The sequence below is a fragment of the Stenotrophomonas sp. Bg11-02 genome, from assembly GCF_002836635.1.
In the GTDB taxonomy this organism is placed as follows: domain Bacteria; phylum Pseudomonadota; class Gammaproteobacteria; order Xanthomonadales; family Xanthomonadaceae; genus Stenotrophomonas; species Stenotrophomonas lacuserhaii.
Genome location: NZ_PJAY01000069.1, coordinates 128,221 through 140,333, shown reverse-complemented (window position 1 = coordinate 140,333; position 12,113 = coordinate 128,221). Strand labels below are relative to the sequence as shown.

13 protein-coding genes are annotated in these 12,113 nt (G+C 63.8%); 7 read left to right on the top strand and 6 right to left on the bottom strand.

What is annotated here, in order from left to right; all coding sequences use genetic code 11:
* From CXG43_RS19515 to CXG43_RS17130, 6 genes are all read right to left on the bottom strand, one after another.
* A partial coding sequence (locus tag CXG43_RS19515) for a DUF411 domain-containing protein (RefSeq protein ID WP_232767853.1) occupies positions 1-365 on the bottom strand: 365 nt, incomplete at its 3' end.
* Positions 366-394: 29 nt separating this feature from the next.
* Positions 395-901, bottom strand: a complete 507-nt coding sequence (locus CXG43_RS17150) for a nuclear transport factor 2 family protein (protein WP_101101159.1) — start codon at positions 899-901, stop codon at positions 395-397.
* 100 nt (positions 902-1,001) lie between these two features.
* Complete coding sequence (locus CXG43_RS17145) at positions 1,002-1,919, bottom strand: copper resistance protein B (protein ID WP_269801249.1); 918 nt, start codon at positions 1,917-1,919, stop codon at positions 1,002-1,004.
* A 251-nt stretch (positions 1,920-2,170) separates the two neighbouring features.
* On the bottom strand, positions 2,171-4,012 hold the full coding sequence (locus CXG43_RS17140; protein WP_101101157.1) for a copper resistance system multicopper oxidase: 1,842 nt from the start codon (positions 4,010-4,012) through the stop codon (positions 2,171-2,173).
* Between the two features lie 103 nt (positions 4,013-4,115).
* Positions 4,116-4,517: a CopL family metal-binding regulatory protein gene (locus CXG43_RS17135; RefSeq protein WP_157824983.1), complete on the bottom strand. Its 402-nt coding sequence runs from the start codon at positions 4,515-4,517 to the stop codon at positions 4,116-4,118.
* Between the two features lie 147 nt (positions 4,518-4,664).
* Positions 4,665-5,705, bottom strand: coding sequence for a DNA-binding protein (locus CXG43_RS17130; RefSeq protein WP_101101153.1), 1,041 nt, complete (start codon positions 5,703-5,705; stop codon positions 4,665-4,667).
* A 271-nt stretch (positions 5,706-5,976) separates the two neighbouring features.
* On the opposite strand from CXG43_RS17130, the gene CXG43_RS17125 reads away from it, so the two are divergent.
* From CXG43_RS17125 to CXG43_RS17095, 7 genes are all read left to right on the top strand, one after another.
* Positions 5,977-7,557: an AAA family ATPase gene (locus CXG43_RS17125; protein ID WP_101101151.1), complete on the top strand. Its 1,581-nt coding sequence runs from the start codon at positions 5,977-5,979 to the stop codon at positions 7,555-7,557.
* Positions 7,535-8,632 carry a UvrD-helicase domain-containing protein gene (locus tag CXG43_RS17120; RefSeq protein ID WP_101101149.1) on the top strand — a complete coding sequence of 366 codons (1,098 nt, stop codon included), beginning with the start codon at positions 7,535-7,537 and terminating at the stop codon, positions 8,630-8,632. Before CXG43_RS17125 ends, CXG43_RS17120 begins: the two co-directional genes overlap by 23 nt.
* A 117-nt stretch (positions 8,633-8,749) precedes the next feature.
* Positions 8,750-9,097: a metalloregulator ArsR/SmtB family transcription factor gene (locus tag CXG43_RS17115; RefSeq protein ID WP_101101147.1), complete on the top strand. Its 348-nt coding sequence runs from the start codon at positions 8,750-8,752 to the stop codon at positions 9,095-9,097.
* Positions 9,094-9,624, top strand: coding sequence for an arsenate reductase ArsC (locus CXG43_RS17110; protein WP_101101145.1), 531 nt, complete (start codon positions 9,094-9,096; stop codon positions 9,622-9,624). Before CXG43_RS17115 ends, CXG43_RS17110 begins: the two co-directional genes overlap by 4 nt.
* A gap of 10 nt (positions 9,625-9,634) precedes the next feature.
* Positions 9,635-10,048 carry an arsenate reductase (glutaredoxin) gene (gene arsC / locus CXG43_RS17105; protein WP_101101143.1) on the top strand — a complete coding sequence of 138 codons (414 nt, stop codon included), beginning with the start codon at positions 9,635-9,637 and terminating at the stop codon, positions 10,046-10,048.
* Entirely contained in the window at positions 10,045-10,770 is a 726-nt protein-coding gene (arsH, locus tag CXG43_RS17100; protein WP_101101141.1) for an arsenical resistance protein ArsH, read from the top strand. The genes arsC and arsH overlap by 4 nt, the downstream gene beginning before the upstream one ends.
* An 18-nt stretch (positions 10,771-10,788) precedes the next feature.
* Positions 10,789-12,093 (top strand): arsenic transporter, encoded by a 1,305-nt coding sequence (locus CXG43_RS17095; RefSeq protein WP_101101139.1) that lies wholly within the window; start codon positions 10,789-10,791, stop codon positions 12,091-12,093.
* The last annotated feature ends 20 nt before the right edge of the window (positions 12,094-12,113 follow it).

The window sequence follows — 12,113 nt, the reverse complement described above, 5'->3', positions numbered from 1 at the left end:
GCGAGGAGACGCTTGATGTCCGCGGCCGGAACGTGGCCTTCGATGACGTATCCGCCGATCTCGGCCGTGTGGCAGGAGCCCTTTGCATAGGGGACACCCAACCGCTCCTTGACCGGACCCAGGTCATCCATGTCGTGCACATCCACGGTGAATCCCGCCTTCTGCACGTGGTCGACCCACGCACCGCAGCACCCGCACGTCGGGGTCTTGTGGACGGTCATGCGTGGCAGGGCTGCAGGAATCGCGTCGGCTGTCCCCGGGAAAACCTGTGCGGTGGGCGCGATGGTGGATTGCGCGGGTGAAGCCGCCTGGGTGCAAGCACCCAGACCGGCGACCGCAAGTGCCACCCACGTGAGTCGGTTCAATCTGCAAGCATTCATTTCGGATTCTCCGCTCAACGCTTGGTCCGCGAGGACCAGTGGATGTGGACGATCCGCCAGCCATCCGCGGTCTCCTTCAGCACCATCGTCTCGGCGCTCTGGACGGTCAGGGGCTTGCCGTCTTTCTGGGCATGCAGCTCGCTCTCGGTTCCGACCCATGCGAACTCACCCGCGGTGCGAGCGCGTTGACGGAGCAGCTGGCGGTGGGCGCCCTTCAGGAACGCTGCATCGCTGGTGGCGTGATGGGCCATGTACTCGTCGCGACTGCGTTCGGCGCCTCCGGACTCCAGGATGAGGACGTCGGCAGCGAGCAGGGCTTCGACCGTGGCCAGATCGCCGCTGGACAGGGCGCTGTTAAAGCGCTCCGCTACGGCGACCGCGGCCTCTGCGGCGGCTGGGACGTCCACGACCGCGGATGCCGCGGCGGCGTGATGTGCATGCGACTGTGTCGCCTGCGCCATTGCGGGTGACACGACGGCCAGCACCAAGGCGAGGGTGAAGGAGGATGCGGTTGCGTTCATGCGTGGATTCCAGGAAATCAGTGATATGTGCTTGATCCGCGGAAGCGCCGATCAGTCAGGCGCGCTTCGGGTGTGTCGGGTTTCAATGTCCTGTTGCCTGTCAGAACCAGATTCGAACGCCGGCAACGATCCGGGTGTCGTCGATGTCGCCGGACTGCGCGCGACGTTGGTCCGCCGTTCCCCCGTAGGCACGCTCCCACACCACCCCGACATAGGGAGCGAACTGACGATGGAACTCGTAGCGCAGGCGGAACCCGGCCTCGACCGTGCTCAGCCCACTGCCTATTCCGACCTCGGGATCATCCTTGCTCCAGGCCTCACCTTCGATCAGCCACTGGCCGATCAGTCGATTGGTGAACAACATTTCGTACTCGGCTTCCGCCCCGATCCCGACCTGGCCGGACTCGCCCAGGTACGCCGTGGCTGAGACTTCGAACATGTACGGTGCCAGACCGATCACGCCGAGCGCCGCATAGGTGCGGGACGGGCCGCCACCAAAGCCAAAGTCATGGCGGAAACCGGCGACCGCATCCCACCAGCGGGCGATGGCGCGGCCGTACAGGACCTCCACGTCGGCGGACTCGGTGGATCCACCAACGCGCTCGCCCTCGCTGCGCAGCCAGAGCCGGTTCAAGTCGGAGCCGACCCAGCCCATCGCTTCCCAAGCCACACCGGTGCCGTCTTCATCCGCGTCCCACACCTCAAGCCGATCAAGCGCCCAATAGGAGTGGATCGATTCGCCGTGCATCAGGTGCTCGTCGAGGTCCTGGAACGCCGCGGCGCGATCAGCCGGCGTGACGACAGGAATAGGCTCGTGTGGCTCGGCCGTGGCCGGGAGATCCTGGCTGGCACCTACCTGGTGGCCCATGGAAGCGTGGTCCATGCCCGAATGGTCCATGTTCGATCCATCCATTCCAGAGTGATCCATCGAGGAATGGTCCATCGTGGAGTGATCGCTGCCGGCAGGGCCCGCCGCCCCCTGGTTCATGGCGCCGTGGTCCATGTTTCCGTGGTCCATGGATCCGTGATCCTGCGTTCCATGTTCCATCGGTGCCACCGGCGGCTTTGACGGGGTTGCGTGGTGCGCATGGTCGCTGGCGTGTGGGTCAACCGGCTTGGCCGGCGACTGTGTGGCAGTCGGCTTCGCTGCCGGTTGGTGCGAGGCGTGATCTGTCTCCTGGCCCCGCGCCGGCGCGACACCGGCAGTGAGGAGCAATGCGGTGGCCAAGCCGAGGGTGAGTGGGTAGCGGCGGGATAGGGTCATGGCGTTCATTCCTCCACCCGCACTTCGCGGAACATACCGGCTTCCATGTGGTAGAGCAGGTGGCAGTGGTAGGCCCAGCGGCCGAGCGCATCGGCGCGTACCCGGTAGCTGCGCTTGGTGCCTGGCGGCATGTCGATGGTGTGCTTGCGCACCATGAAGTTGCCGGACTCGTCCTCGAGGTCGCTCCACATGCCGTGGAGGTGTATCGGGTGCGACATCATCGTGTCGTTGACCAGCACGATCCGCATGCGCTCGCCGTAGTTCAGGCGCAGCGGTTCCGCGTCAGCGAACTTCAGTCCGTTGAACGACCAGGCGAAGCGCTCCATGTGGCCGGTCAGGTGCAGCTCGACCGTGCGACTGGGTGCGCGGCCGTCCGGGTCGCGGAACGTGCTGCGCAGATCGGCGTAGGTCAGCACGCGTCGGCCGTTGTCGCGCAGGCCAATGCCCGGATCGTCCAGCTTGGGCGCGGGTGTCATCGTCTGCATGTCGACGAGTGGGTTGCCGGTTTCGGTGGTCGGGTGCTGCTGCATTCCGCCGGCGCCGTGATCCATGCTCGCCATGCTTCCGCCGGCCATTGCGCTTCCGGCCATCGACGACATGTCGTGGCCGCTGTGGTCCATGCCAGCCATTGCGCTATTGGACATCGACGACATGTCGTGACCGCCGCCGCCCATTCCGCCGTGGCCCATGTCGTCCATGGTGAGGAGCGGCTTGGGACCGACGTCGGGCACAGGTGCACGCAAACCGTCTCGGACAGCGAGGGTGCCGCTGATGTAGCCGGTGCGCCCCAGGTCCTGCGCGAAGATGGTGAACGCATCCTGCCCGGTGGGTTCGACGATGACGTCGAAGGTCTCGGCGGTGGCAATGCGGAACTCGTCGACCGTGACCGGATGCACGTACTGGCCGTCGGCCGCGACCACCGTCATCTTCAGACCCGGGATGCGCACGTCGAAGTGCGTCATCGCGGAGCCGTTGATGAAGCGAAGGCGGACCTTCTCACCAGACCGGAAGAGGCCGGTCCAGTTACCGAGCGAAGTCGTGCCGTTCATGAGGAAGGTGTAGGTGTTGCCATTGACGTCCGACAGGTCGGTCGGCGTCATCCGCATCGCGCCCGCCCACATCTTGCGGTCTTCGACCGTGGGGGCCCAGCCGCGCTGCTTAACGTCGTCGAAGAAGTCGCCGACCGTCTGCTTGGCGTAGTTGTCGAAATCCGACCGCTTCTTGAGCCTGGCGAACAGGTGGCGCGGATCGAGATCGGTCCAGTCCGACAGCATGACCACGTAGTCGCGGTCATAGGCGAAGGGTTCGGGCTCGAGCGGCTCGATCACCAGCGGCCCATACAGGCCGGCCTGCTCCTGGAATCCGGAGTGGCTGTGGTACCAGTAGGTTCCGCCCTGCACGACGTTGAAGCGGTACTGGTAGGTGTCGCCGCGGTTGATGCCGTCGAAGCTCAGCCCGGGCACGCCGTCCATGTTGGCCGGCAGCAGGATGCCGTGCCAGTGGATCGATGTCTGGTTACCATGGATCGAGCCGGGGGGCAGGGCATTGCGGACCCGCAGGTTGACGGTGGTGCCTTCGCGCCAGCGCAGCAGCGGCGCCGGAATCGAGCCGTTGACCGTGATCGCCGGGCGCGTGGCACCGGTGAAGTTCATCGGGGTCTCGCCGATTGTCAGGTCGAAGTCGGTGCCCGAGAGCACGTTGGGTACGCCTTCGGCCTTGACGGCCCAGCTGGAGCGGGGCCATAGGCCGAGGGCTGCAACGGCGCCTCCGGCGGCAAGGCCTTGGACAAAGTGGCGGCGCGACGGGGAGGACAGCCCCTCGGCGCGGCCGAAAAGATCGGATGACATGGGAACTCCGGGAAAGGTCGAGGGCTCGCAAGGCGAGCGTTACCCCGTCTGTGCGGAGCAGCAGACAGGGTCCATCAGCGCCTTAGAAGGCGCATAGCGACACTTAGCCGATCGGAGGTCGGAAGAGGTTGGTCAGGACCGCGGAGGCGCGCACCGACAGGAACGGTTCGGCAGTTTGCCGGTGCCGGACGGTGAAGTCGGCGAATGTCGACCCGGCGATGGCTGCGGAACAATGGTGCATGCACGCACAGCAGTTGCCGGTCTCACAACAATCGTCCAATGGCGGTGCTGTCCCGGTCTGGTCAGCAGCCTGTGGGTGATGATGGTCGTCGGTCACCGGAGCGATCACTGCGACACCATGGCAGGCGGCCATAGCCTCCGCCACTGTCTGCGACGCCGTCACATGGGCGGCGTCCGCCGCGCCGCGCAGGTGCTCCATGTGCATGGATGCACCAGCGATTCCCGGACCGTTGGCCAACAAGGCCACGATCAGAAAAAACCGCATCAGGAGTGCACGGAGAGACATGTGCACTATATATACAGGCACACGTAAACAGCAGATGAATACACACGGCAACGCGTGGGTATAGATAGCGGGTCGGCAATATTCGTGGGATGCCGCGTTCGATAACTAAACCGCTGGCGACGACATTTATTTCGCCGTCGTGCGCGGCGGCTTGCGGCGCTGGGGCTCGGCCGCCGGGCTGAAGCGCTCGAGCAACTCTTGCGTGGCTTCCAAGTGGGCGCTGACTCGCGCGGCCTCGGCCTGGGCCTGCTGCCGATGGGTGCGTTCCTGCTCCAATGCGTCGTGTGCAACGGTTAATTCGTCCCGCAGCGTGTCCAGACGGTGCGTGTCATCGGCCCAGCGGGTCTGCAGCGCGGTGTGTTCGGCGGCCAGCAGCTTCAGGCCGTCCAGCGCTTGCTGCTGCCCTGCGGCGTCTTCGCGGGCTTGGCGCAGGTCCTGTTCCAGCCGTCCATTGAGCTCGAGCAGGCGCCCGGCGTCGCGGTTGAGCTGCAGCAGTTCGTGGTTCTTGGCGGTCAGCGTCTCGTTGGCCTGGCGCAGCGCGACCTGCAACTCCTGCACCTGCTGCTCGTGCCGACGCTGCTCCTGCTCGCGCTGCTCCCGCACCGAGGTGCGGTAGTGCTCCAGCGCCTCGCGCGCGTGCTGGTGCTTCTCCTCCAGCGAGCGGGCGTGCGCCTCGTGCTCGGCCACCCGGGTGGTCAGCCCGGCGATGCGTTCCTCAAGCTGCCGCACCGTGGTGTTCGCCTCGGCGAGGGTCTCCCGTGCCTGCGCGTGCGCCTCGGTCTCGGCCTGCAACGCAGTTTCGGTGCGTTGCAAGTGCGTGCTCAACGCGGCCGCCTCCTGCCGCGAGGCCTCCAAGACGGTCTCGCGCTCCTGTAGCTGCGCCTGGAAGCGTTCCTGGGCGGTTGCGATGGCGGCTTCGGCCTCCTCGTGTAGGCGCGCCGCAAGCCGGCCGACCAGGTCCTGCAGCGCCTCGCTGACCGCGACCTTGGCGCCCACGCCTTGGCCGTCCTCTTCCTCCAACTCCTTGAGGTAGCGGTGAATCGTGGTCTTGGAGCCGGTGTTGCCCAGCGCCACCCGCACTGCATCGACGGAGGGGTGCTTGCCCTGCGCCACCAAGGCATCGCGGGCCCGCTGCACATCGGATTTGTAGAGCCCACTTCGCGCCATGACCGTCTCCCGGTTATTTCGTAATGTATTACATACCACGTAATTACATACTATTTCGTACGCCGATACAAGGATCACAAGACGTGTCTATCACGCGGGATAATATTGAATTATCCCGCGTAACAGGCGTTTCGGCCATTTCCAGCCGCCAAAACAGTACGAAACCGCCCAAGGCGGCGATCGCTGGGTAGTATGGCCCAGAGCGGAAGGAAGCCAGCCAGGGCGTAGGTAGGCTCCGCCACCGAGCCCGTTGGCCATCAAAGGACTGTGCATGCCGATCGAACGTATCGTCATCGACAACTTCAAGTCGTTTCGCCATCTGGACCTGCCCCTCAATGCCCACATGAACCTGGTGGTGGGCGACAACGAGGTCGGTAAGTCCACCCTGCTGGAGGCCATCCACGCGGTGGTCACCGGCCAGCTGCATGGGCGCAATCTTGCCTACGAGCTCACGCCCTACCTGTTCCACCAGCCCACGGTGCAGGAGTACTTGGGAGCGCTTGCCACGGGCACGCCGGCCCCGCCGCCACGGATCTCCATCGAAGCCTATCTGGGCGCCGACGCCGCGCTGGCGTCGTTACGCGGCACCAACAACTCCCTGCGTCTGGATACCGCCGGCATCCGGCTGCTGGTCGAGCTCAACGACGACTACCGCGAGGAGTTCAACGCCTACCTGCAGCAGCACCGGGGCGCGGTCAGCCTGCCGGTGGAGTACTACACGGTGCGCTGGTACTCCTTCGCCAACAATGGCGTCACCGCCCGCAGTATTCCGTTCGACTCGACCATCATCGACACGCACGGCATCAAGACCTTGTCCGGTGCCGATCGCTATATCGCCGGCATCATCGAGCAGGCACTGACGCCTGCGCAGCGCGTCTCGCTGTCGCTGAGCTTCCGCCGCATGCGGCAGAGCTTTTCCGAAGAAGCGGATGTGGCAGCGATCAATGCCTACTTGACCGAGCACACCGGGGACATCAGCCACCGGGCGCTGACGGTGGGGGTGGACACATCGCCGCGCTCAACGTGGGAAACCAGCCTGTCACCCTACCTGGATGAGCTCCCGTTCACCCAGGCCGGCAAGGGCGAGCAAAGCGCGGTGAAGATGAAGCTGGCGATGCACGCGGCCGGCGCGGCTCACGTGCTGCTGATCGAGGAGCCGGAGAACCATCTTTCCTATTCCAGCATGACCCAGCTGATCGACAAGATTGCGGCCCTCTCCACCGCCCAGCAGGTGATCATCGCCACCCACAGCAGCTTCGTGTTGAACAAGCTGGGCGTGGACAACGTGATCCTGTTCAGCGCGCAAGGCCAGATGAAGCTGGACCAGCTGCCGAGCGATACCCACGATTATTTCATGAAGCTGCCTGGTCACGACACGCTGCGGCTGATCCTGGCCAAACAGGCGATCCTGGTGGAAGGGCCATCTGATGAGCTGATCGTGCAGCGTGCTTACAGTGACCACCACGGCGTGGCACCGATGGCCCATGGAGTAGACATCATCTCGGTCAAATCGCTGGCATTCAAACGCTTCTTGCAGATTGCCGATCGACTGAAAATTCGGGCCAAGGTGATCACCGACAACGATGGCGACATCGCCATTGTGCAGGAACGCTATGCAGAGCACCTCACGGCGATCTACTACGATTCCGACGAAAGCGCCCCATCGCTAGAAGAGCAGTTGATCAAAGCCAACTCGCTGGCCGAACTCAATACCGTGTTGGGCAAGACGTTTGCCGATGTGGTGGCGCTGCTCAAGTACATGAAGGGCCATAAGACCGATACGGCCCTGGCGATCTTCAACAGCCCGCACTCAATCAGGTTTCCGGACTATGTCCAGCGTGCCATCACCTAACCGGGTCCTGCTCTCGGCGGCCGGCTCGGGCAAGACCACGTTGCTGGTCCGGCAGGCCTTGGAGCGGCCCGGCCGCCGCATCGCGATTGTCACCTACACGCTGGAAAATCTAGAAGAGATCCGGCGCTCGTTTGAGGTCCACGCCGGCGCGGTCCCCGCGCATGTCACCTTGCACAGCTGGTATGGCTTCCTGCTGCGCCAGTGCATCCGCCCGTACCAGGCGGTACTGTGCCCTGAGCCCCGCATCGAGACCATCCTGTTCGTAGAAGGTGTCACCAACAACCGGGCCCCACGCGCCCAGGTGGCGCGCCACTACCTGGCAGGCAACCGAATGTATTCGGACCGGGCCGCCGACTTTGCTGTCCGCTGCGATGAGCTGACCCATGGTCAGGTGGTGGCGCGCTTGGCGGCCATGTACGACGAGCTCTACATCGACGAAGTTCAGGACCTGGCCGGCTTTGATCTGGATCTGGTCGAGCGGCTGTTGAAGAGCGATATCGCCATCACGTTGGTGGGTGATACGCGCCAGGCGACGTATGCCACCAACTATGCGCAAAGGCACAGCCAGTATCGTGGACCCAATCTGGCGGCGCTGTTTCAGATCTGGGAGTCAGACGGCTTATGCCAGCTGGATCACCGCCTAATCAGTCTGCGCTGCGTCCAAGCCTTGTGCGATATGGCTGACACGCTCTATCCGCAGATGCCCCGCACCCAATCAGGCAATGGCGAGGTCACGGGGCACGATGGCATCTACCTCGTCGCTCCCGGCGACGTTGCTGCGTACATGCGAGAGTTTGCTCCCACAGTGCTCCGGCATGACCGGCGGCATGCCTGCGACGGTCTGCCTGCGGTGAACTTCGGGCAGTGCAAGGGCCGCACTTATAGCCGGGTCCTGATATTCCCCAACGGGCCGTTGACTCAGTACCTGCGCACGGCAGATGCGGCGCGCATCACAGCGCCACCGAAGTACTACGTGGCCTTCACCCGTGCGCGACAAAGCGTGGCATTTGTGTACGCCGGCGTATGTTCGCTCCCGGGGCATCAGCTCTATGTGCCTGCCAGCGCAAGCACGTAGAGCAGCGTTCGTATCTCACAGCATTGGCCGCGCCTGGCAGCCTAAGCAACACCTGGCTTGATCGACGCAGAGAACCCTGATATTTGCATCCTACAAGGATCATTGTAGACTCGGCGAATGAACGATGACTCTGCCGTCTCAGCGCTGTCTGCTCTTGCCCACTCCGACCGCCTGGCGGCATTCAGGATGCTTGTCCGCGCATGTCCCAACGGTATGTCGTCGGGTGAAATTGCCGAAGCGCTCGCGATTCCGCCACCGCGCATGAGCTTTCACCTTGCGACCTTGGAGCGGGCGAGCCTCCTGCGTTCGTGGCGCGACGGGCGGCGTGTCCTGTACGCCGCCAGCTACGAGGACATGCGCCAGCTTCTTGAATTCCTCACCGAGGACTGCTGTTCCGGGAATCCGGACATCTGCGGCGCCCTCAATAACCTCGTCACTCCTTGTCCCGCGGAGAACTGCACGTGAGCTTTCCTCAGCCGTTTAACGTCCTGTTCCTATGCACCGGCAATTCAGCCCGCTCGATCCTGGCCGAGAGCGTCCTTCGCAAGATCGGCGATGGCCGCTTCAATGCGTTCTCGGCCGGCAGCCATCCCAAGGGCGAGGTCCACCCGCTGGCGATCGAGACGCTACGTCAGGCCGACTACCCAGTCGAGGGCTTGCGCTCCAAGGCATGGGACGAGTTCGCCGTGCCGGATGCCCCGCGCATGGATTTCGTGTTCACCGTCTGCGACCAGGCCGCTGGCGAGGCGTGCCCGTTCTGGCCAGGACAGCCGGTTACCGCGCACTGGGGCATCGAGGACCCTAGCCACGAGACGCGCGGAGACATGTGGCAGCGCGCCGCATTTCGGCAGGCGCTGGTGTACATGGAGAACCGCATCAAGGCGTTCGTCGCGCTACCGATCCACACGCTGTCGCGGGCGACCTTGACGACGCAGGTAGGCGAGATCGGACAGTTGGACGGCACCTCATCATCCCAACCCGACGTGGCTTAAGAAGATCACCATGACACTGACGATCTACCATAACCCGGCCTGCGGCACGTCCCGGAATACCTTGGAAATGATGCGCCAGTCCGGCGAAGACCCGCAGGTCATCGAATACCTGCAGACGCCGCCAACGCGCGAAAAGCTGGTCGAGCTGATCGCGGCGATGGGCATCGCGCCTCGCGATCTCTTGCGCCAGAAGGGAACGCCCTACGCGGATCTGGGCTTGGACAATCCTGCGCTCACCAACGAACAACTGGTGGACGCGATGATGGAGCACCCGATCCTTATCAACCGTCCCATCGTTGTTTCCGACCGGGGCGTGGCCCTGTGCCGACCGTCCGAGAAGGTGCTCGCGCTGCTGAACAAGCCGGTGTCCTCCTTCACCAAGGAGGACGGCGAAACCGTGACGCCAGCCGGAGCGTCGACGTGATCGATCGCATCGCCGTAGATCTGCCGAGCATCGACGCAACGCAACTTGCACCGATTGACGTCGACGTACTAGCTGGGCCCGGTGACCCCAAGCACCCGCCCCGGATCCTCATCCTCTATGGCTCGCTGCGGGAACGCTCTTATTCCCGGCTGCTGGCAGAGGAAGCCGGCCGACTCTTGCGCTGGTACGGCTGCGAGGTGCGAATCTTCGATCCGCATGACTTGCCACTGCCTGACGGAGCCACCCCGGATCATCCGAAGGTGGGTGAGTTGCGCGAGCTCGCGTACTGGTCCGAAGGCATGGTTTGGGTCAGCCCGGAACGCCACGGCGCCATGACCGGGATCATGAAGGCGCAGATCGATTGGATTCCTCTGGCCGACGGCGCCAAGCGCCCAACACAAGGCAAAACCTTGGCGGTGATGCAGGTGTCCGGCGGCTCGCAGAGCTTCAACGCGGTAAACCAGCTGCGCGTCCTCGGCCGGTGGATGCGCATGGTCACCATCCCGAACCAGTCCTCGGTGGCCAAGGCATTCCAGGAATTTGATGAGGCCGGGCGCATGAAGCCATCTGCGTACTATCAGCGAGTTGCTGACGTATGCGAGGAGTTGGTGAAGTTTACTTGGCTCGTGCGTGGTCGCTCAGCGTATCTGACCGATCGCTATTCCGAGCGCGTTGAGAGCGCCGAAGAACTGTCCAAGCGCGTGAATCAGCGCTCCATCTAACCTTTGTCGGAGCGCTGCATGCTTGCACTCGCGATTTTCGTCGTCACCCTTGTATTCGTCATCTGGCAGCCGCGCGGGCTCGGTATCGGTTGGTCGGCACTCGCCGGCGCCGCAGTAGCGTTGCTCACCGGCGTCGTCGGGTGGGGTGACGTCGCCACGGTGTGGGGAATTGTCTGGGATGCGACGTTCACCTTCGTCGCACTCATCATCATCTCGCTCATCCTAGACGCGGCCGGCTTCTTCGAATGGGCTGCCCTGCATGTGGCCGGCTGGGGCGGCGGCAATGGTCGGAAGCTCTTTCCGCTGGTCGTCTTGCTGGGCGCTGCGATCGCGGCAGTATTCGCCAACGATGGCGCTGCACTCCTGCTGACGCCGATTGTTCTTGCCATTCTGCTGCGCTTGAGCCTCCCGCCTGTAAGTGCGCTGGCGTTCACTGTGGCTTGCGGTTTCATTGCTGATACGGCCAGCCTGCCGCTCGTTGTCTCGAACTTGGTCAACATCGTCACCGCGAACTTCTTTGACGTCTCATTTGGACGCTACGCAGCGGTCATGGTGCCGGTGAATTTGGTGTCGGTCGGTGCCACGCTGATCGTCCTGTGGCTCTGGTTCCGCCGCGACATTCCGCGCACTTACCCGGTCCACGATCTTGAAGCGCCGCATGAGGCGATCCGCGACAAGGCAGTCTTTCGCGCCGCCTTGCCCCTTCTTGCATCGCTGCTCGTTGCGTACTTCGTAACCGGGCCGCTCGGCGTCCCCATCGCCTTGGTGACGGGTGCGGCTGCGCTGGTGCTGATGGCAATTGCAGGTCGCTGGGCCAGAGGCGGCCGAGGCGCCACCATGGCCCTGACCAAGATTCTGCGCGGCGCGCCTTGGCAGATCGTGCTGTTCTCGGTTGGCATGTATCTGGTGGTCTATGGGCTTGGCAACGCCTGGCTGACAAAGGCGGCAAGTGCGGTGCTTGAGTGGCTGGCAGCGCAGGGAACCTTTGTGGCCACGATCGGTACCGGCTTCGCAGTGGCGGGTCTCGCATCGATCATGAACAACATGCCGGCGACGCTGGTAGGCGCGCTGGCCATCGACGGGGCCAATCTTCCGGCCGCCACCCGCGAGTTGATGATCTATGCCAACGTCGTGGGCAATGACCTTGGCCCCAAGCTCACTCCGATTGGGTCGCTCGCGACCCTGCTGTGGCTGCACGTCCTTGCCGGCAAGGGCCAACGGATTACGTGGGGGCAGTACATGAAGGTGGGGCTAATCCTCACCCCCCCCGTCCTGTTGGCCACGCTCATCGCGCTCTGGATCTGGCTGCCGCTCGCCCAATGACCTTGTCGGCGCACAGGGCT